This window comes from Pseudomonas sp. PD9R (genome assembly GCF_019200975.1).
Taxonomy (GTDB): Bacteria; Pseudomonadota; Gammaproteobacteria; order Pseudomonadales; family Pseudomonadaceae; genus Aquipseudomonas.
Map to the genome: position 1 here is coordinate 1 of NZ_JAHTMR010000035.1, position 20039 is coordinate 20039.

The following is a 20039-nucleotide window of genomic DNA, read 5'->3' on the forward strand; positions in this document are numbered from 1 at the left end:
TTCCAGGTCCCTCCCTCGATGATCAGTCGAGAACTATCGCTCCTGACGGAGCGATAGTCGMSMYWSWAGGAGCTGCCGAAGGCTGCGATCTTTTGATCCTGATTTTTAAGATCAAGATCAAAAGATCGCAGCCTTCGGCAGCTCCTACAGGGGAAATGCATTCTCATCATGATCAGGTCGGCTATCAGGCCGTCTCGCGTTGCTTTTGATCTGGGCACCCCGTTAAACCACGCTGGCCGAGCGACAGGGGCAGGAGCCTTTTGGTTACTTTTGGGCCAGGCGGCGCTCCGCTTTTTCAAAAGTGACCCGCCGTTAGGGCGAAACCAATAGAAGCCGTTACCGCAGTAACGGATATGTACCCAACCCCAACCCCAACCCCAGCCTCCAATCCCAACCTCCACGTCATTTGCGCCATTGCATAAGCCATTTGGACGATGTGCCACCCAGGCCTTGCGCCGACTATCCCCCCAGAGGCAACGCCCGATTCGATTGCCTCGCATGCCTCGGCGCCTGACAAGAACAAGAGGATTGGCCCTATGACTTGCCCTATGCACGCGTGTCCCGAACAGGAGTGTTCCTCATGCGCTCTGTGATCGGCTACCTGGTTTGCCTGATAGTCGCCGTGACCATCGGCTACACCTTTTCCCCAAAATCGCCTCCGCAAGAGGAACTGCTGGCCACGCGTCCGGACCGGGTGCAGATCAACGGTCTGCTCAATCTGGGCGCGCGCGTGGTAGCCGTGGGCGAGCGTGGCAGCATCCTGCTCAGCGATGACCAGGGCGTCAGTTGGCAGCCAGCCAGCGTCGCAACGCAACGCAACGCCACTCTCACCGCCGTGGCGGCACTCGACGACCAGCACTTGCTGGCCGTTGGGCATGACGGCTGGATCCTGCGTTCGGCGGACTCAGGCAGCAGCTGGCAGGAAATACGCTACGACAGCGAACTGGGCGAACCGTTGCTGGGCATCTGGTCCAGCGATGGCAATAACGTCATGGCATTCGGCAGCTTCGGCAAGTTCTATCAATCCCTTGACGCCGGGCAGACCTGGAAGGCGCAGTCCCTGGACATCGACAGCGCGCACCTCAACAGCATGGCCGGCGGCAGCGATGGTCGACGCATGCTGGTGGGCGAGCAAGGCCTGGTGTTGCGCACGGCCGATGCGGGCCAGAGCTGGCAGACCTTGCCGGCGTTCTACAGCGGCTCGCTGTTCGGCATCGTGCGTCTGAGTGCCAGCGACTGGGTGACTTACGGCATGCGCGGGCATGTATTCGTCAGCCACGACTTCGGCGACAGCTGGGCGCAGATCAACGTCGGTAACCAGTTGCCGCTGTACGGCCATGTATTGCTGCCCGATCACTCGGGCCTGGTGATCGTCGGTGCTGGCAGCTCGGTGGTGCGTCTGGATGCACAGGGTGCACTGGTCGGCGTCGGCCGTCTGGCCGGGCTCGGCACATTGACCTCGGCAACGATGATTGGCTCGCGCCTGCTGGTAGGTGGCGAGCGCGGAGTATTGCAGGGTTCAAGCGGCAGCGTCGCTGCCCTAGTGGCCACACAGGCCACCCGGTAAATTGAGAGGCAGGCAATGAATCAAGGCAAACATTGGGTGACGCGCTGCGTCGAAACGTGTGCGGACCATCTGATGGCCTGGCGCAAAGGACTGCTATTGCTGTTCGTGCTGGTGACGCTGGGCTTGGGCTACAGCGCCACCCACACGCAACTGGATCCGGGGTTCAACAAACAGATCCCGGTGCGTCATGAGTACATGATCAATTTTCTCAAGTTCAGCCGCTACTTCACCGGCGCCAACCGTTTCCTGGTCAGCGTGCGCTGGAAAGGCGAGGGTGACATCTATAACGCCGAGTACCTCGAGACCCTGCGTAAAGTCACCGACGATGTGTTTTTTATCTCCGGGGTCAGCCGCCCCAGCGTGACGTCGTTGTTTACCGCCAACGTGCGCTACATCGAAATTACCGAGGAAGGGTTCTTTGGCGACGTGGTGGTGCCACCGCGCTTCAGCGGCACCCCCGAGGATCTGGCGCAGGTGCGCAGCAACACGGCGGCTTCCGGGCAAGTCGGCCGTCTGGTGGCCAACGATTTGAAGTCGGCCATGGTCCGCGCCGATCTGCAGGACTCCGACCCCAAGACCGGCCAGCCAGTGTCCTATGTCGACATCGCCAAGCGCCTGGAAGAAATCCGCGCCAAGTACAACAGCCCCGATATCGAGGTCAACATCGTCGGCTTCGCCAAACTGGTGGGCGATGTGGTTGAAGGGCTGAACACGGTGATCGGCTTCTTTGTCGTGGCCTTCTTGATTACCGGGTTGCTGCTGTGGCTGTATTCGCGTTCCCTGCGCCTGACTGTGGTGGCGCTGCTGGTAGCGTTACTGCCAGTGGTCTGGCTGCTGGGCCTGCTGCCGTTGATGGGGTTGGGCATTGATCCGATGTCGATCCTGGTGCCGTTCCTGATCTTCTCCATCGGCGTGTCCCATGCGGTGCAGATGACCAACGCCTGGAAGCAGGACGTGCTGGCTGGCAGCACATCGAAGGAAGCGGCGCGCTCGGCGTTCTGCAAGATTTTCATCCCCGGCTCCCTGGCTTTGTTGATGAACGCCTTGGGGTTTGCGGTGATCATGCTGATCGACATTCCTATCGTCCATGAACTGGGCGTGACCGCCTGCATCGGCGTGATGCTGATGATCATCACCAACAAACTGATGCTGCCGATCATCATTTCCTACCTGCGCCTGGAACCTGCGTTATTGCGTCGGGCGCAATCCCGGCCGACGGGCAAGCATCGTCTCTGGTGGCGGCTGTCGGCGCTGGCCGAACCCGGGCCGGCGCTCGGGGTGTTTGTCGTCAGCCTGTTGCTGCTGTTGGCCGGTGCCTACAAGGCTCGCGACCTGGCAGTGGGTGACATCGGCGCGGGCGCACCGGAGCTGCGAGCCGATTCGCGCTACAACCAGGACAACGGCAAGATCATCGGCAGCTACTCGATCGGGCTCGACGTGATGTCGGTGTTCGTCCAGGTCAAGGGCGTCGACGAAGGTTGCCTGTCGCCTGCCGTGATGCGTGCGGTGGAAGCGTTTGATTTCCGCATGCGCACGGTGTCCGGCGTGCAGTCGATCCAGAGCGTGGCGGACATGGGCAAGCGAGTGATCGCCGGCAACAATGAAGGCAATCCGCGCTGGGCGGCCATTCCAGGTTCGCCCCGTGGCCTGAGCCAGGGCGCGCGAGCCTATGTGCCGGATGACGGACTGGTCACCGACGGCTGCCAGCAAATGCAGATCCTGGTGTTCCTGGCCGACCACGAAGGCAGCACCGTCAGCCATGCGATCACTGAAGCCAAGCGGATCATTACCGAGGTCAGCACGCCGCAAGTCGAATTCCTCCTGGCCGGTGGCAACGTCGGCGTGATGGCAGCCTCCAACGAGGCGGTCAAGCGCGCCGAAGTCATCATGCTGGGGGCGCTATTCGGATCAGTGGCATTGTTTTGCTGGCTGACCTTCTTGTCGATCCGCGCGGTGCTGTGCATTCTGGTGCCGCTGGCGATTGTCGCGATCCTGTGCAACGCATTGATGACCCTGCTCGGGATCGGCCTGAAGGTCGCCACCTTGCCGGTGATGGCGCTGGGCGTGGGGGTGGGCGTGGACTACGGCATTTATCTGTACGAACGCATCCAGCATGAAATGCTGCGCGGTGCCAACCTGCGCGAAGCTTTCTACGAGGCCATGTGCCAACGCGGCACGGCGGCGGTATTCACTGCCGTGACCATGTCCATTGGGGTATGCACCTGGGCGTTTGCACCGCTGAAGTTCCAGGCTGACATGGGCGTGTTGTTGTCGTTCATGTTCCTGGTCAACGTGCTGGGAGCGATTTTCCTGCTGCCGGCGCTGGCGGCCTGGTTCAATCGAGGACGGCCATTGGTCACCGAACGGGTGCGCCAGACCGTGGCACCGCAAGGCCAGTTTCGGCTGAAGAACAGCCCGGCGGCGCGTGACTCGCAGTAGCCAGAAATAAACCTGTCGTGCCTATTGTGGAGTGCGCAGGCGATAGAGAAACTGAGGCGCGTCCCCGTTACAGGGGCACCGCAGGCAAGTCGCAGTCAAGAGGGGGAACCCTGAGTTCCCCCCAGCCGAAATTATAAAAATAACAAGGGAAGGGCGCCGTCCTTACCCGAGCTAGGAGAAGACTATGCAAGATGTTGTCTTGACCCATGAAGCCCTGGCAAACCTTGGCCTGGACCTCACGCGTTACAGCGAGTTGGTGGGCGAAGTCTACGAAGGCGCCCTTGATCCGAAATTGATGGCCAAGTCGCTCAAAAGCTTCCTCAAAATCTACGATGCCAACTACGTCACCCTGATCTTGCGGGTGCCGGACCAACCCGACACGGGGCTGATGATTATCGTCGGCGATATCGAAGGCGCCGGTGAAGTCTCCTACATGACCTATCCGCAGACCAACACGCCGTTCGTCAACCAGCCGCTGGACCGCGTGTTCACCGTCGATGACGTCATGAGTTCTACGGAGTGGGAGCACAGCGCTTACTTCAAAGCGTTCTGCGGTCCCAACGACGTTTATCACGTGATGGGCGCCGACATTTCAACACCGGACGGTGGCAAGCTGCGCTTTCGTATCACTCGTCCCAAGCGCTCCCCCAACTTTTCCGCTGACGATCGGGCACTGTGCAACATGTTCCTGCCGCACCTGCGTCGGGCCTTGCAGCTGCACAACCTGCTGGACCGCAGCGAGTCGCTGAGCGAGTTGTACTCCCAGGCGATCAGCCGCTTGTCGGTGGCAACCCTGGTGCTCGATGAGAGCGGCAGCGTGCTGCAGATCAACCCGGTGGCCCAGGAAATCCTCGCCCGTTCCGATGGCCTGAAACTGGTGGGTGGGCGGCTGGAGGCGACGTATCCAAGCGACAATCGCGAGCTGCAACGTTTGATCCGTGGCGCGTTCTCCCCGGATGCCCCGAAGAGCGCCGAGGCCATGTCGGTGACCCGTCCCTCCGGGCTTGTCAGCCTCGGGGTGGTGGTGGAATCAATCCCGTCCCTGGATTGGGCCGAGGAAAAAAACCAGCCGGCGGCGTTGGTGTACATCCGCGATGCGTCGAGCAAATCCCTGGCCAGCGAAGTGGTGACCAAGCAGCTGTTCAACCTGACCAAGGCCGAGACTGCCCTGGCCATGGAACTGGCTAACGGCTTGTCCCTGGAGGAAGCCGCCGAGGCCTTGAATATCCGGCGTAACACCGCACGGGCGCACTTGCGCTCGATCTTTTCCAAGACGGGTGTGCGACGCCAGACCGAACTGGTGCGCATCTTGCTCAACAGCGTGGTGGCCTTGGGTAAACCCAAACTTGCTTTGAAAGTGGCCGAGAAAATCAAGGTGCCGCCGCCGAAACTGGCCGAGCCGATGTATCGCCAGGCTTGATGCTTAGTCGAGACGGATACCCGGTTCGTTGTAGGAGCCAGGCTTGCCGGCGAACAACGATGACGCGGTGTGACGGATACACCGAGGCGCCGGGTTCGCGGGCAAGCCTCGCTCCTACGGATGGGTGGTGTTTACATATTGCGTGTTCGATTCAATGTCCGTAAGAGCCAGGCTTGCCGGCGAACAACGATGACGCGGTGTGACTGATACACCGCAGCAACCAGTTTGCGGGCAAGCCTCGCTCCTACGGATCGATGGTATTCACACATCGCGTGTTTCCTGCGTAGTCCGCACGGACGATGCCGCTCCGTGATCGCCCTGTCGATACTGGGTGGACCTATCATGGAGAAGCACTATGCCTATTACCGCCATCACCGGCAGCGCCTCGGGAATCGGGGCCGCCGTAGCCACTGCCATGCGCGCCGCCGGGCACCAGGTCATCGGTATCGATCGCAGCAACGCCGAAGTGATCGCCGACCTGTCCACCCCTCAGGGCCGTGATGCGGCCATCACGCAAGTGCTTGAACTCAGTGGTGGCGTCCTCGATGGGCTGATCTGTTGTGCCGGGTTGGGCGTTACGGCACCGGCTTGCGGGCTGATTCTGGCGGTCAACTACTTTGGCGTCAGCCAGTTGCTTGACGGCCTGCAAGGGGCGTTGGCCAAGGGCCAACAACCGGCGGCGCTGGTGATTGGCTCGGTGGCGGCCACTCATTCCGGGCCGGATGGCCAGCCGATGATTGAACTGATGATCGCAGGCGACGAGGCCCAGGCGCTGGAGTTGGCCAACACCCTCGGTCAGCCTCATGTCGCCTATGCCGCTTCGAAATACGCGATCAGCCGTCATGCCCGTAGCCTTGCTGTGAGCTGGGGCAAGCAGGGCGTGCGGTTGAACGTGGTGGCACCGGGTGCGGTAGAAACCCCGTTGCACCAGGCTTCGCTGGACGATGCGCGCTTTGGCAAGTCGACGCGCGAATTCGTTGCGCCTGTCGGCCGCTCCGCTCAACCCTCGGAAATCGCTGCCGTGGTCGCGTTCCTGCAATCGTCGCAAGCATCGTTTGTTCATGGCAGTGTCGTGTTCGTCGATGGCGGTATGGACGCCATGGTCCGCGCCCCACGCTTCTAAAAGGAAACTGCATGAACAAGGTGGCATTCATCACCGGCGCCAGCCGTGGTATTGGCCGCGAGGCAGCGCTGGCATTCGCCCGCGCCGGTTTCGACCTGGCTATCAGCGCCCGTACCGTCAACGAGGGCGAACAGCATGAACATGCCCTGCGTGACGCTGGTGGGGCGCCGCTGGCCGGCAGCCTCAACGGCACCGCCGAGGCGTTGCGCGAGCTCGGTTGCCGGGTTCTCGTTGTGCCGATGGACCTGCTCGACAGCGACTCGGCCCTGGCCGCGTGTCAGGCGGTGCTGGCCGAATACGGGCGTATCGACGTGCTGATCAACAACGCGATCTATCAAGGTAATGACCTTAACGCCGGTTTCATGGACCTGCAGGCGCAGACCCTGGAGCGGATGTTCAAGGGCTACATCCTCACACCGTTCCTGCTGACTCAGGCGGTGACCGAACACATGGTGGCGCGTGGTGACGGAGTGGTGATCAACGTCACTTCCGGTGCCGGCGAAAGCGATCCACCGGTGGCGGCGGGCAAGGGCGGCTGGGGTTATGCCTACGGCGCAGGCAAGGCGGCGGTGTCGAGATTGTCCGGGGTGCTGACCACCGAGCTGGGCGAGGCCGGCGTTCGGGCTTACACCCTCAACCCGGGCGTGGTCACCACTGAAGCCCTCAAAGCCACCATCGGCGACAAAGGCCTGATCGCATTGCGTGCCGGCAGCGCGCCGCCGCATGTACCGGCGGCAGTCATGCTATGGCTGGCCACCACCGAACAGGCGCCGAAGTTCCAGCGCCGCACCATCGCTGCACAGCCGTTTGCACTGGAACACGGGATAGTCGCCGACTGGCGTTAACCCATTGACTCCTGTAAGCGCGAGCTTGCTCGCGATGGACGTCAACGATAACGCGTGTTACCTGCACGAACGCGTTGTCGAGACGTTTTTCGCGAGCAAGCTCGCTCCTGCAGGAGGCGCTTTATGCTTGTCGTCGCTGGCGGGCGAGGGTCATGGCCGTGTCTTCAATCATGTCTTCCTGGCCGCCGACCATGCCGCGACGGCCCATTTCTACGAGGATTTCCCGGGCCGACACGCCGTATTTTTTCTCGGCACGCTTGGCGAACAAAAGAAACGAGCCGTAGACCCCGGCGTAGCCCATGGTCAGAGCATCGCGGTCGCTGCGGATCGGGAAATCCATGATCGGCACGACAAGGTCTTCGGCGACGTCCTGGATGCCAAACACGCTGACGCCGGTGTCGATACCCATGCGGTCGCACACCGCCACCAGCACTTCCATCGGCGTGTTGCCGGCACCGGCACCGAGCCCCGCGCAAGCGGCGTCGATACGGTTGGCCCCGGCGGCAATCGCGGCGATGGAGTTGGACACGCCCATCGACAGATTGTGGTGGCCATGAAACCCGATCTCGGTCTCTGGCTTGAGAGCCGCGCGCATTGCCGCCACGCGGGCGCTGACGTCGTGGGGCAGCAGGTAGCCGGCCGAGTCAGTCAGGTAGATGCAATTGGCGCCGTAGCTTTCCATCAGCAATCCTTGCTTGACCAGCCCTTCAGGGCTGTTCATGTGGGCCATCATCAGGAAACCGACGGTGTCCATGCCCAGGCTGCGAGCGTGGGAAATATGCTGTTCGCTGACATCAGCCTCGGTGCAATGGGTGGCGACACGAATGGTATTGACCCCCAACTCATGGGCCATTTTCAGGTGATCGACCGTGCCGATGCCCGGCAGCAGCAGCGCCGAAACCTTGGCCTTTTTCATCAGTGGAATCACCGCCGACAGATACTCCTCGTCGGTATGGGCCGGGAAACCGTAGTTCACCGAACTGCCACCCAGGCCATCACCGTGAGTGACTTCGATCAGCGGCACGCCAGCCGCGTCGAGGCCGCAGGCGATGTCTTTCATCTGTTGCAGGCTGATCTGGTGACGCTTGGGGTGCATGCCGTCGCGCAGACACATGTCGTGAACGGTGATGCTTTTGCCGCGAAGATCCATGGTCGACTCCTTATGCGTGGGCGGTTTGGGCAGTGGCTTGCAACACAAGCTCGCCCTTGAGGATTTCCTCAGCGAACATCTCGGCGGTGCGCGCCGCAGCGGCGGTCATGATGTCGAGGTTGCCGGCGTACTTGGGCAGGTAGTCGCCCAGGCCTTCGACCTCCATGAAGATCGACACCCGATTGCCGTCGAACACCGGGCCGTTGACCAGCTTGTAACCGGGCACGTAACGCTGCACCTGCTTGATCATGGCCTCGAGAGCAGCGGTGATCGCCGGCTGGTCGGGCTCGCTGGCGGTCAGGCAATGCACGGTGTCGCGCATGATCAGCGGTGGCTCGGCGGGGTTGATGATAATGATCGCCTTGCCTTTCTTCGCACCGCCGACTTTTTCTACCGCGCTGGAGGTGGTGCGGGTGAACTCGTCGATATTTTTCCGGGTGCCGGGGCCGACCGACTTGGACGCGGCGGTGGCGATGATTTCTGCGTATTCCACCGGCTGCACGCTGGACACTGCCGCCACCAGCGGAATGGTGGCCTGGCCGCCGCAGGTGACCATGTTGACGTTCATCACGCCCAGGCCCAATTGGGCTTTGAGATTGACTGGCGGTACGCAATACGGGCCAATGGCCGCTGGTGTCAGGTCGATCATCAATACGCCCAGGGCATTGAGCTTGCGCGAGTTCTGCGCGTGCACGTAGGCCGAAGTGGCGTCGAAGGCGATCTGGATCTGGTCTTCGAGAACGTGCGGCAACAGGCCGTCGACGCCCTCGGCGGTGGTTTTCAGGCCCAGCTCGCGAGCCCGCGACAGGCCTTCGGAGGTGGCGTCGATGCCCACCATCCACACCGGTTCCAGCACGTCGCTGCGCATCAGTTTGTACAGCAGGTCGGTGCCGATGTTGCCCGGCCCGATCAGCGCGCATTTGATCTTTTTGCTCATGGTCTTTGGCTCCAGAGGGAGGGAAGGGGTGATCAGGGAACGAAGCGCAGACTGGCTTCGCCGAGCCCGCTCATGGACAGGCTGATGCGGTCGCCGGCGACCACAGGCACCAACGGCGCCAGGGCTCCGGAGAGAATGATTTCGCCACGGCGAAATGGAATGCCCAGCTCGCCCAGGGTATTGGCCAGCCAGGCCACTGCCGCACAAGGGTGGCCTTGCACCGCCGAACCCAGGCCCGAGCCCGCCGGCTCGCCGTTTTTCAGCAGTTGCATGTGCACCGCCGCCAGGTCCAGTGAGCGTGGGTCGATGCGCTGATTGCCGAGGGCGAATACCCCACAGGAAGCGTTGTCGGCCACGGTGTCCTGGATGCGGATCTGCCAGTCATCGATCCGTGAATCGACGATTTCGAAGCACGGCGCCACCGATTGAGTGGCGGCCAATACGTCCTCGGCACGGATGCCTGGGCCTTGCAAATCTTCGCCGAGGATAAAGGCGATTTCGCCTTCGGCCCGAGGCTGGATCAGGTTGTAGCGAGCCAGGCTGACATCACTGCCATCTTCGACGTGCATGGCGTTGGTGAGGAAACCGAAGTCCGGTTGGTGAACATCGAGCATCTCCTGCACGGCGCGGCTGGTGACCCCGATTTTCTTGCCGATCACTCGCTCGCCGAGGGCTTCGCGGCGTTGCAGAAAGTGCAGGGAAATCCGGTACGCCTGCTCCAGGGTGATCTGCGGATAGCGGCGGGTCAGGGGGGCCAGGGTCTGGCGGCTGCGCAGGGCGTTGAACAGCTCGTCACCGAGCGCGTTGATCAAATGAGCGTCCATGGCGAGGGCTCCAGTGGATCGTAAAGTGAATGGAAAGAAAAAAGCCCGCCCCAACATCATCAGGGGCAGGCCCAAAGGAGTCGATCAGCCGGGCCAGACCGACGAGTCGGCACCGCCATCGACATCGATAACCTTGCCGGTCACCCAGGCCGAAGCGGGGCTGGCCAGGTACAGCGCGGCGGCGGCGATGTCTTGCGGGGTGCCCAGGCATTTGAGCGGGGTGTTGTTTTCCATAACCTCGCGCATGGCGGCGGGCATCACGCCGTTGAGCGCTTCGGTCAGGGTCGGGCCGGGGGCAACGGCGTTGACTCGGATGTGTGGTGCAAAGTCTTGGGCCAGCAAGCGGGTCAGATGGCTGAGGGCGGCCTTGGCGGTGCCATAGGCACTGAAATGGCGCTGGGCATAGCGCGCCGCCACCGAACTGATGTTGATGATGTTGCCGCCACCGGCGTCGCGCATCAGCGGCACGCACAACTGGCAGAAGGCGTAGCTGGTGGCGACGTTGAAGGTCAGCACCTCAGAGAACTGCTCGGGTGTCATGGCCAGTGGATCGTTGGGCCCGCCGCCGCCGACGTTGTTCACCAGATGGGTGATGCGGCCCATTTGTTCAACGCTGTGACGTACCAGTGCCTGGCGTTGCCCGGCATCGTTGACGTCACAGGCGAAGGCCACGGCGCGCCGGCCCAGGGCGCGAACTTCTTCGGCCACGGCTTGTACCTCGTCCAGCGAGCGCGCCGAGCACACTACGTCGGCGCCGGCTTCGGCATACGCCAGGGCAATTGCCCGACCGATTCCGCGACCGCTGCCGGTGACGATGGCGACGCTGCCGTGCATCTGGAAACGCTGCAAAATACTCATGGGCCCTTGCTCCGTGGGGGTGATTGTTGATGCGTTTACTATCGCTGCGGGGATTGGGTTGGGCATCGTCTCAATGGACTAGCGAGTTTTGGGGGCGGGTGGGATGGGAGCGTGTACATATCCATTTCTGCGGTCACGGTCGCTATTGGTTTCGCTTTTACAGCGAGTCACTTGGAAGAGCCCCAAGTAACCAAGGGCTCTTGCCCCTTTCGTTCGGTGCCTCGCTGTGGCTCGGCATGCCCTCGCTCCGGTCCTGCTCCGTGGGCCCGCCGCGATCGGCCATCCATGGCCGTGCGCGGCTAACCCGGCATCCATGCCGGGTTAGCCGCTGCGCAGAACCTGCGCTCGGCCTCTCGATGGGGCACTCAGATCAAGAGCTGAAGGCGAGCTAACGCTCGGCCTGATGCCAATCTCCCCTGTAGGAGCTGCCGAAGGCTGCGATCTTTTGATCTTGATCTAAAAAAACAGGATCAAAAGATCGCAGCCTTCGGCAGCTCCTACAGGGAAACGCGCATGTTCGAGATCAGGTCGGCTGTCAGGCCGCCTCGTTTTGCTTTTGATCTGGGCGCTCCGCTCCTTCAAAAGTGACCCGCTGTAAAAGCGGAACCAATAGCAGCCGTTACCCAAATAACGAATATACACACAGACGAAACGCGCAACAGATCCAGCCCACCCCTAGTCCGCTTTGACGATGAATGATTGCTCGCCCAATCCGATGATCCATCACAGCTCGCGCAGTGGCGCAGTGAGATCGGGAGAATTGAGTGATGCACAGCATGCGAGAAAAGACCCAGGACGAACGTGATCTGCTTGAGCGGGCGCGCAGCCTGGTGCCGGCACTCAAGGCACGCACGGCGCAGGCCGACAAGGACTTGAAGGTGCCAGTCGAGAGCATCGTCGAACTGCAAGCCGCTGGCTTGTTGCGGGCATTGCAGCCTCGGGCATTCGGTGGCTATGAGGTGGACCCGCGGACCTTTTTCGAAATCCAGACCATCCTCGCCGAGGGTTGCATGTCCACGGCCTGGATCTACGGCGTGATGGGGGTTCACCCTTGGCAGCTGGCGCGTTATCCGATCGAAGCTCAGCGCGAAGTCTGGGCGGATGACCACAGTGCGTTGATCTGCTCGACTTATATGCCGGCGGCCAAAGTCACGGTGGTCGAAGGCGGTTACCGCATCAGCGGGCGCTGGGGTTTCTCCAGCGGCAGCGAGCACTGCCAATGGGTATTTCTGGGCGGCATTCTGCCTCCCGATGGCGAGCTGGCTGCCGAGCACGGCACTTTCCTGCTGCCGCGCCGCGACTATCAGATCGAGCGTAACTGGGACGTACTGGGCCTGCGTGGCACTGGCAGCCACGACATCGTGGTCGAGGATGTATTCGTCCCGGCCCATCGCGTGCAACGTACCAATAACTGCAACCTCGATGCAACGCCGGGTCGGCTGGTCAACACCAACCCGATCTACGCGATTCCCTTTGCCCAGGTGTTCTCCCGCGCGGTCTCGACTTCAGCTATCGGCGCCTTACAAGGTGCGATCAATGAGTACCGCGAAAACTCCGCCAGGCACATCGGCAAACACGGCGCTCGCACCGCGGAAGACCCGGTGGCGCAAACCGCTGTTGCCGAAGCGATGATCACCGTCGACGGCCTGCGCCTGGTGCTGGAACGCAACTACGAGCACCTGATGAGCCTGGCCCGTGCCGGCGAATACCCGGACACCGAAACCCGCCTGCTGTACCGCTACCAGTCGGCCTACGTCACCAACATCTGTGCCGAGCGGGTCAACGATTTGCTGCGCAGCATGGCCGCCTCGGGCTTGTACAACACCAACCCGGTGGCGCGTCTGTTCCGTGACCTGCATCAGGCGCGGGGACATATCGCCAACAACTACATGGCTTACGGACGCAGCTACGGCGCGGTGCTGATGGGCCTGCCCAACCCCGACCCCTACGTCTGAGGCTATCGAGTTCGTTTCGACACCCTTGGGTTTACACCTGCCCGTGATACGCGGGCGGGTGGTCATGAGTACCTGACCTATGAACAACTATCTTGCCCTGCGCGTGGCGCGAGTCATCGAGGAGACCGCCGATGCGCGCTCCCTGGTATTCGACGTGCCGGAGCATTTGGGCGAACGCTTCCGCTATCAATCCGGCCAGTTCCTGACTGTGCGAGTGCCCTTCGAGGGCGGTTGGCTGCCCCGTTGTTATTCCTTGTCCAGCACACCGTTGCTGGATGAACCGTTGCGGGTAACGATCAAGCGCGTGCGCGAGGGACGTGCCTCGAACTGGCTGTGTGGCGAGTTGCAAGCCGGCCAGACCCTGGAGGTGATGCCACCGGCCGGGGTGTTTGTGCCGCGCAGTCTCGACGGCGATTTTTTGCTGTTCGGTGGTGGCAGTGGCGTGACGCCGGTGCTGTCGATCCTGCGCTCTGCGCTGCTCGCAGGTACAGGGCGCGTGCTGCTGATTTACGCCAATCGCGATGAGGCGTCGGTGATTTTCAAGGGTGAGCTGAAGGCCTTGGCCAGCGCGCATCCGCAACGCCTGCAAATCGTCCACTGGCTCGATTCGGTACAAGGCATCCCGAGCGTCGGGCAACTGGCCGAACTGGCGCGGCCGTTTATTGAGGCGCAGGCATTCATTTGTGGTCCGGGCCCGTTCATGGACGCGGCGGTCAACGCGCTCAAGGGTTTGGGCATGCCGGATCGGCGGGTGCATGTCGAGCGTTTCGTCTCGCTGCCCGGCGAAGGTGAACTGCAGCCGGTGACCAGCAGCGAGGCGGCAGTGGCCGCACAGTTGGCGGTGCGCCTGGATGGCGAAGACCACCAACTGGCCTGCGACAGCGGTGAAACCGTACTGGCCGCCATGGAGCGCGCCGGCCTCAACCCGCCCAGCGCTTGTCGTGTCGGTGGCTGCGCTTCGTGTATGTGCACGCTGGAAAGCGGTGAGGTCGAGATGCTGCACAACGATGCACTGGATGCGGGTGATCTGGCCGAAGGCTGGATTCTGGCCTGTCAGTCGGTGCCCACCAGCGCGCAACTGCGTATCCGCTTTCCCGAATGATGCCCCTGAATGCTGCGAAGCCCGAGCCTACGATGAATCAGAGCCTGAACCTCGCCGCGCCCTTGAGCGCCGCACCCGCCACCCTCGCGCAGCTGGTCTTCAGCAGTGCAGAACGCTTTGCCGGACGCACTGCCATTGAGGAAAACGGCCAACGCATCGACTACGCCCATTTGCCCGAGCGCGTCATGGGTTTTGCCCGGGGCTTGATGGCGCTGGGCATACAGGCCGGTGACCGGGTTGGTATCTGGGCACCGAACAGCACTGACTGGATTCTCGCGGCGCTGGGCATTCAATGCGCCGGTGCGGTGCTGGTGCCGATCAACACGCGCATGAAAGGCCTTGAGGCCGCCGATGTGCTGGAGCGCAGCGGCTGCCGGTTGTTGTTTGTCCAGCAGCGCTTTCTCGATGTCGACTACCCGACGCTGCTCGCGCCCCATCGACCGGCCAGTCTCGAACACCTGGTGATTCTGGACGGCGATATGCCGGCGCTGTCCTGGGACCTGACGCTTGCACAATTCCTGCGCGGTGCGGCAACCATCGACGCCGACAGCGCCATTCGCCGTGCATTGGCGGTCGGCCCCGAGGCCATGTGCGACTTGTTGTTCACGTCTGGCACCACCGGCAAACCCAAGGGTGTGATGAGCGGCCATGGCCAGAACCTGCGGGCCTTCACCGAGTACGTCAAGATCATCGGGCTGGTGCCGGACGACCGCTATCTGATCGTCAATCCGTTCTTCCACGCCTTTGGCTACAAGGCCGGCTGGCTGACGTGCCTGATCGGCGGGGCGACCATCCTGCCCCATGCGGTGTTCGACGCAGAACAGGTGTTCCAGCGCATCGCCCGTGAGCGCATCAGCGTGTTGCCCGGCGCGCCGACCCTGTACCTGTCGCTGTTGGCCCACCCGCTGCTGAAACAGACCGACCTGTCGAGCCTGCGCATCGCTGTGACCGGTTCGGCGAGCATCCCGCCCATTCTGATTGAACGCATGCGCAACGAGCTCGGGTTTGCCGTGGTGACCACCGCCTACGGCCTGACCGAATGCGGCGGCCTGGCGACCATCTGCGATCCACAAGACTCGGCGCAGGTGATCGCCGGCACCAGCGGGCGGCCGATTGCCGGCACCGAAGTGAGTATCCGCGACCCGGAAAACCAAACATTGAGCGCCGGGCAAACCGGTGAGATTTGCCTGCGTGGTTTCCATGTCATGCAGGGCTATTTCCAGAACCCCGAAGCGACCCGCGAAGCCATCGATGCCGAAGGCTGGCTGCACACCGGCGATGTCGGGCGCCTGGATGAGGCGGGCAACCTGATCATCACCGACCGCCTGAAGGACATGTTCATCGTCGGCGGTTTCAATTGCTACCCGGCGGAAATAGAAGCAGCGCTGATCAAGCATCCGGCGATTGCCCAGGTGGCAGTGATCGGCATCGCCGATGAGCGCATGGGCGAGGTCGGATGTGCCTGCGTGGTGCTGCGCGATGGTGAAGCGCTCGATGAGGCGCAACTGATCGCCTGGAGCCGTGAACAAATGGCCAATTACAAGGTGCCGCGCCGGGTGCGCTTCTTCAGCGCCTTGCCCCTCAATCCGTCGAGCAAAGTGGCGAAGAACGAACTGCGCGCGGTGGTGGCCAGCAGCGCTCGTGCATGAGCAGTACCCATCTCACCAAACGGACGATGTGCACGGCAGAGGTTTTTTTCATGCTGTGGCGAGACAAGCAAAAACAACAAAAAAGGAGAGGAGCATGTTTACGCGAAACACTGTTGCGCGCCATTCGGCGAACCTGATCGGCGGCCGCGGCCTGTTGGCGACGGCCATCACCGTCGCCAGTGCCACGGCCGGCGCCGCGCCGACCATCGAGTTGGGGGAAAACACGACCCTGGATTCGTCGCTGACGGTCAACTACACCGCATCCATGCGTACCGCCAAGCAGGCCAATCAATACCTCAACGATCCGAACTACGACGACGGTACACGCAACTTCAAGCGCGGTTCGTTGATCAATAACCGCCTTAGCCTGTTCGGCGAGCTGCAGCTCAAGCACGACAATCTCGGAGCGGTCCTGCGCGGCAGTGATTTCTATGACGATGTCTACCACCAGCGTAACGCCAACGACTCGCCGGAGACGGTGAACAAACTCGGCCACAACGATGGCTTCAGCGACGAAACACGTCGCTTGAGTGGCAACACGGCGCGTCTGCTCGACGCCTATGTGTATGGCAACTTCGATGTCGGCGAGACTCAGTATCTGTCGCTCAAGGCCGGCCGGCATCTGGTGGCCTGGGGCGAGAGTCTGTTCTGGCCCAACATCAGCCAGGGCCAGGCCCCGGTGGATGCCACCAAGTTCAACGTGCCCGGCACCGAGGCCAAGGATTCGTACCTGCCGGTAGGGCAAGTGTCCGGATCGTGGTCGCTGAACGAAAACCTGGCCCTGGTGGGCTACTACCAGTACGAGTGGGAAAAGACCCAGCTCAACCCGGTGGGCGATTATTTCGGCAGCGATACGTTCGGTCCCGGCGCCGAATTCTTTCGTTTGGGCAGCGGTGCCGTGAACGGTCTGCCCAACGGCTTGGCGGTGGGTTATGGCGGTGAGAAAGATGCCAAGGACAGTGGCCAATGGGGGCTCGGTGTGCGCTATCGGATCACCGAAAACACCGAAGTGGGGCTGTTCCATTACCGCTACAACGAGCACATCGGCTCGCTGTTTTTCGACTTCACCGGCAACACCCAATACTCGTCGCTCAAGAGCATTGGTCATGATGGAAGCGCGCCGACTTATCGGCTGGGCTACTTCGAAGACGTCAAGTTGACGGGTATCAGCTTCAGCTCCAAGGTCGGCGACTCGGTGCAATACGCCGGCGATCTGAGTTACCGCGATGGCGCCTCGGTCTACCTGAACAACGGCGCCCCAACCACCGGGCAGATCTGGCAAGGCAACCTCAATGCCTCTTACATCCTCGGGCCAAGCTTTCTGGCCCAGCAGACCACCTTCATGGGCGAAGTGGTGCACCAACACATTGACGGGGTGGACAGCCTGACGATCACCGGCGGTGGAGCTGGCATAGACGGTACGTTCGACAAATTCGAGTCAAAGATCCAGACACGGGGCTCGACCCTGCTGGGTGTCGGCGCCTACATGGACTACCCGTCAATCGCCAACGGCCTGGACCTGAGCACCAAAGTGGTATGGACGCAGAACGTCGACGGCAGCGCCTATCAGGGCCTGGGCCGTGACGAAAAGCGCCTGACCGTGGGTGGCGACTTCAAGTACCTGGGCAACTTCCAGATCGGCATGACTTATGTCGCCTACTTGAGCTCACCGGATGTCGCTCAGGGCCGTTTGTTGGCGGACCGCGATTATCTGTCGCTCAACGCCAAATACACCTTCTGATGATCATGGCTGCGTCGCGACGTGGCGACGCAGCCTTCATTTTGTAGCCTGATAAAAATAAAGAGAGGCCTGTCATGAACCCTCGTCCGACCCCATCACCGTTCAGCCCTATCGCGATTGGCCCACTGACCCTGAAGAACCGTTTTATCAAGGCCGCGACCAACGAGGGCATGAGTGCCCAGGGTGTGCCTTCCAAGCAATTGGTCAAGCTGCATTCGGCATTGGTCGCTGGCGGCACCGCCCTGACCACCGTGGCGTATTGCGCGGTGAGCAGCGATGGCCGCACCTTGCCCAATCAGTTGACCCTTACCCAATCCAGCCTGCCGCATTTCAAGGTCCTGACCGACGGCGTGCACCAGTACGGTGGCCTGGCCAGCGCGCAGATTACCCACGGCGGCTGCTTTACCTTTATTCGTGAACGCTCGACCAAGCGTCCACTGTCGGCGAGCGGTGGCTTCAACAAGATTGGTTTGATGAGCGGCATGTTCCTCAAGCAAGCGATGAACGAAGCTGACATGCAGCAAGTGGTGCGCGATTTCGCGCAAGGCGCGCGACTGGCACGGCAGGCGGGTTTCGATGCCGTGGAAATTCACATGGGCCACGGCTACTTGCTCAGCCAGTTCATTTCGCCGATGTACAACAAGCGCCGCGACCAGTACGGCGGTAGCCTGGAAAACCGCCTGCGCTTTCCGCGACGGGTGCTACGCGCGGTGCTGGATGCGGTCGGCCATGAGATGGCGGTGATTTGCAAATACAGCATCACCGAAGGCGTGCGCGCCGGAAACAGTGCCGAAGACGGCGCAAAGATTGCCCGCATGCTGGAAGAAGAGGGCGCGCATTTGCTGGTGCTCAGCGCCGGGATGAACGCTGAATCGATCACCACGATGTTCGGTTCTTCCTTTCCCAAGGAAAACCGCGTGCAGCAGAAGAACAAAATCATTGCCTTGGCGATGGCCATTCAGCGTCGTAAGGAGCCGACCGTGGAGTTCCGTGAGCTGTATCTGCTGGAACATGCGCGCAAGGTGCGTGCGGCGGTGAAGATGCCTTTGGCTTACCTGGGCGGCGCCAAGAGTTTGGCCAGTATCGAGCAGGTCATGGCGGAGGGTTTTGATCTGGTTGCCATGGGGCGGGTGTTGCTGGCCGAAAATGACTACGTCAACAAACTCGCCAGTGGCGCCAGCCGTGATTCGATTTGTACTGCTTGCAACCGTTGCGTGGCGATGATGTACACCCCTGGCGGTACTTCCTGCGTACTGGGGCAGCCTGGCGATGCCGAGTTGAACCGCCAGCCGGCGGCGGGGCGCTGATTTATTGGGGTTGGGGTTGGGAGTGGGATTGAGGGGATATCCGTTTTTTTGGTGATGGCGGCTTAGGGTTCCGCCCTGACGGCAGCTCCGTAAGTGATGGGGCGCTCAGTTCAAGAGCTGAAGGCGAGCTAACACTCGGCCTGATGACAATCTCCCCTGTAGGAGCTGCCGAAGGCTGCGATCTTTTGATCTTGCCTCTTCAAAAACAACATCAAAAGATCGCAGCCTCCGGCAGCTCCTACAGTGGGATTGTGTGCATCCGCAAGTGAGGGGGCGCTCAGCTCAAGAGCTGAAGGCGAGCTAATACTCGGCCTGATGCCAATTTCCCCTGTAGGAGCTGCCGAAGGCTGCGATCTTTTGATCTTGCTCTTCAAAAACAACATCAACAGATCGCAGCCTCCGGCAGCTCCTACAGTGGGATTGTGTGCATCCGCAAGTGAGGGGCGCTCAGTTCAAGAGCTGAAGGCGAGCTAACGCTCGGCCTGATGCCAATTTCCCCTGTAGGAGCTGCCGAAGGCTGCGATCTTTTGATCTTGCCTCTTCAAAAACAACATCAAAAGATCGCAGCCTTCGGCAGCTCCTACAGTGGGATTGTGTGTATCCGCAAGTGATGGGGCGCTCAGCTCAAGAGCTGAAGGCGAGCTAACGCTCTGCCTGATGCCAATTTCCCCTGTAGGAGCTGCCGAAGGCTGCGATCTTTTGATCTTGCCTCTTCAAAAACAACATCAAAAGATCGCAGCCTCCGGCAGCTCCTACAGTGGGATTGTGTGTATCCGCAAGTGAGGGGGCGCTCAGCTCAAGAGTTGAAGGCGGGCTAACGCTCGGCCTGATGACAATCTCCCCTGTAGGAGCTGCCGAAGGCTGCGATCTTTTGATCTTGCCTCTTCAAAAACAACATCAAAAGATCGCAGCCTCCGGCAGCTCCTTGTATCTCGACTATCGCTCCGTCAGGAGCGATAGTTCTCGACTGATCATCGAGGGAGGGACCTGGAAGCCGCGCAGCTCCTTAGGCTTTTTGCCTGCAATGTAGATCGTGCTCCTACCCTCCACACTCACTCGTATAGTTCGAACGGTATCTTGGGCCCGTCCTTGGCGAGAGCCCGCATTTGCAAGGTTGGACAG

General features: G+C 61.3%; 15 protein-coding genes. 11 read left to right on the plus strand and 4 right to left on the minus strand.

Annotated features, from left to right (window positions below; translation table 11 throughout):
- The 6 genes from KUF73_RS31030 to KUF73_RS31055 form a co-directional block, all read left to right on the plus strand.
- On the plus strand, positions 1 to 209 hold a 209-nt coding region (locus KUF73_RS31030), incomplete at its 5' end, for a hypothetical protein (protein ID WP_218441744.1).
- Between the two features lie 371 nt (positions 210 to 580).
- A complete protein-coding gene (locus tag KUF73_RS31035) occupies positions 581 to 1567 on the plus strand; it encodes a YCF48-related protein (protein WP_218441745.1) in 987 nt (328 codons plus the stop codon).
- A gap of 15 nt (positions 1568 to 1582) precedes the next feature.
- Complete coding sequence (locus KUF73_RS31040) at positions 1583 to 4006, plus strand: RND family transporter (protein ID WP_218441746.1); 2424 nt, start codon at positions 1583 to 1585, stop codon at positions 4004 to 4006.
- A 184-nt stretch (positions 4007 to 4190) separates the two neighbouring features.
- Entirely contained in the window at positions 4191 to 5426 is a 1236-nt protein-coding gene (locus KUF73_RS31045) for a helix-turn-helix transcriptional regulator (RefSeq protein WP_218441747.1), read from the plus strand.
- Between the two features lie 355 nt (positions 5427 to 5781).
- Positions 5782 to 6549 carry an SDR family oxidoreductase gene (locus tag KUF73_RS31050; protein WP_218441748.1) on the plus strand — a complete coding sequence of 256 codons (768 nt, stop codon included), beginning with the start codon at positions 5782 to 5784 and terminating at the stop codon, positions 6547 to 6549.
- An 11-nt stretch (positions 6550 to 6560) separates the two neighbouring features.
- Positions 6561 to 7394: an SDR family NAD(P)-dependent oxidoreductase gene (locus KUF73_RS31055; RefSeq protein ID WP_218441749.1), complete on the plus strand. Its 834-nt coding sequence runs from the start codon at positions 6561 to 6563 to the stop codon at positions 7392 to 7394.
- A 121-nt stretch (positions 7395 to 7515) separates the two neighbouring features.
- On the opposite strand, the gene dmpG is transcribed toward KUF73_RS31055, so the two are convergent.
- The 4 genes from dmpG to KUF73_RS31075 all read right to left on the minus strand — a co-directional run bounded on the left by dmpG (position 7516) and on the right by KUF73_RS31075 (position 11163).
- The gene (gene dmpG / locus KUF73_RS31060; protein WP_218441750.1) at positions 7516 to 8544 is read right to left on the minus strand and encodes a 4-hydroxy-2-oxovalerate aldolase; all 1029 of its coding nucleotides are present in this window, start codon (positions 8542 to 8544) and stop codon (positions 7516 to 7518) included.
- Between the two features lie 10 nt (positions 8545 to 8554).
- Positions 8555 to 9481, minus strand: a complete 927-nt coding sequence (locus KUF73_RS31065) for an acetaldehyde dehydrogenase (acetylating) (protein ID WP_218441751.1) — start codon at positions 9479 to 9481, stop codon at positions 8555 to 8557.
- Between the two features lie 32 nt (positions 9482 to 9513).
- Positions 9514 to 10305 carry a fumarylacetoacetate hydrolase family protein gene (locus KUF73_RS31070; RefSeq protein WP_218441752.1) on the minus strand — a complete coding sequence of 264 codons (792 nt, stop codon included), beginning with the start codon at positions 10303 to 10305 and terminating at the stop codon, positions 9514 to 9516.
- Between the two features lie 84 nt (positions 10306 to 10389).
- Positions 10390 to 11163 carry a glucose 1-dehydrogenase gene (locus KUF73_RS31075; protein WP_218441753.1) on the minus strand — a complete coding sequence of 258 codons (774 nt, stop codon included), beginning with the start codon at positions 11161 to 11163 and terminating at the stop codon, positions 10390 to 10392.
- A 767-nt stretch (positions 11164 to 11930) separates the two neighbouring features.
- Here KUF73_RS31075 and KUF73_RS31080 point away from each other — a divergent pair.
- The 5 genes from KUF73_RS31080 (at position 11931) to KUF73_RS31100 (ending at position 18917) form a co-directional block, all read left to right on the plus strand.
- Positions 11931 to 13118, plus strand: coding sequence for an acyl-CoA dehydrogenase family protein (locus tag KUF73_RS31080; protein ID WP_218441754.1), 1188 nt, complete (start codon positions 11931 to 11933; stop codon positions 13116 to 13118).
- A 79-nt stretch (positions 13119 to 13197) separates the two neighbouring features.
- Positions 13198 to 14220, plus strand: a complete 1023-nt coding sequence (locus KUF73_RS31085) for a ferredoxin--NADP reductase (protein WP_218441755.1) — start codon at positions 13198 to 13200, stop codon at positions 14218 to 14220.
- Between the two features lie 32 nt (positions 14221 to 14252).
- Positions 14253 to 15869: a FadD3 family acyl-CoA ligase gene (locus KUF73_RS31090; protein WP_218441756.1), complete on the plus strand. Its 1617-nt coding sequence runs from the start codon at positions 14253 to 14255 to the stop codon at positions 15867 to 15869.
- A gap of 94 nt (positions 15870 to 15963) precedes the next feature.
- The gene (locus KUF73_RS31095; RefSeq protein WP_218441757.1) at positions 15964 to 17610 is read left to right on the plus strand and encodes a DUF1302 domain-containing protein; all 1647 of its coding nucleotides are present in this window, start codon (positions 15964 to 15966) and stop codon (positions 17608 to 17610) included.
- Between the two features lie 74 nt (positions 17611 to 17684).
- Entirely contained in the window at positions 17685 to 18917 is a 1233-nt protein-coding gene (locus KUF73_RS31100; protein WP_218441758.1) for an NADH:flavin oxidoreductase, read from the plus strand.
- The last annotated feature ends 1122 nt before the right edge of the window (positions 18918 to 20039 follow it).

What these genes read in the sequence shown, in the direction of transcription:
- KUF73_RS31035 (WP_218441745.1), top strand. Translation starts at nt 581, where the DNA reads ATGCGCTCTGTGATCGGCTACCTGGTTTGCCTGATAGTCGCCGTGACC.
- KUF73_RS31040 (WP_218441746.1), top strand. Translation starts at nt 1,583, where the DNA reads ATGAATCAAGGCAAACATTGGGTGACGCGCTGCGTCGAAACGTGTGCG.
- KUF73_RS31045 (WP_218441747.1), top strand. Translation starts at nt 4,191, where the DNA reads ATGCAAGATGTTGTCTTGACCCATGAAGCCCTGGCAAACCTTGGCCTG.
- KUF73_RS31050 (WP_218441748.1), top strand. Translation starts at nt 5,782, where the DNA reads ATGCCTATTACCGCCATCACCGGCAGCGCCTCGGGAATCGGGGCCGCC.
- KUF73_RS31055 (WP_218441749.1), top strand. Translation starts at nt 6,561, where the DNA reads ATGAACAAGGTGGCATTCATCACCGGCGCCAGCCGTGGTATTGGCCGC.
- dmpG (WP_218441750.1), bottom strand. Translation starts at nt 8,544, where the DNA reads ATGGATCTTCGCGGCAAAAGCATCACCGTTCACGACATGTGTCTGCGC.
- KUF73_RS31065 (WP_218441751.1), bottom strand. Translation starts at nt 9,481, where the DNA reads ATGAGCAAAAAGATCAAATGCGCGCTGATCGGGCCGGGCAACATCGGC.
- KUF73_RS31070 (WP_218441752.1), bottom strand. Translation starts at nt 10,305, where the DNA reads ATGGACGCTCATTTGATCAACGCGCTCGGTGACGAGCTGTTCAACGCC.
- KUF73_RS31075 (WP_218441753.1), bottom strand. Translation starts at nt 11,163, where the DNA reads ATGAGTATTTTGCAGCGTTTCCAGATGCACGGCAGCGTCGCCATCGTC.
- KUF73_RS31080 (WP_218441754.1), top strand. Translation starts at nt 11,931, where the DNA reads ATGCACAGCATGCGAGAAAAGACCCAGGACGAACGTGATCTGCTTGAG.
- KUF73_RS31085 (WP_218441755.1), top strand. Translation starts at nt 13,198, where the DNA reads ATGAACAACTATCTTGCCCTGCGCGTGGCGCGAGTCATCGAGGAGACC.
- KUF73_RS31090 (WP_218441756.1), top strand. Translation starts at nt 14,253, where the DNA reads ATGAATCAGAGCCTGAACCTCGCCGCGCCCTTGAGCGCCGCACCCGCC.
- KUF73_RS31095 (WP_218441757.1), top strand. Translation starts at nt 15,964, where the DNA reads ATGTTTACGCGAAACACTGTTGCGCGCCATTCGGCGAACCTGATCGGC.
- KUF73_RS31100 (WP_218441758.1), top strand. Translation starts at nt 17,685, where the DNA reads ATGAACCCTCGTCCGACCCCATCACCGTTCAGCCCTATCGCGATTGGC.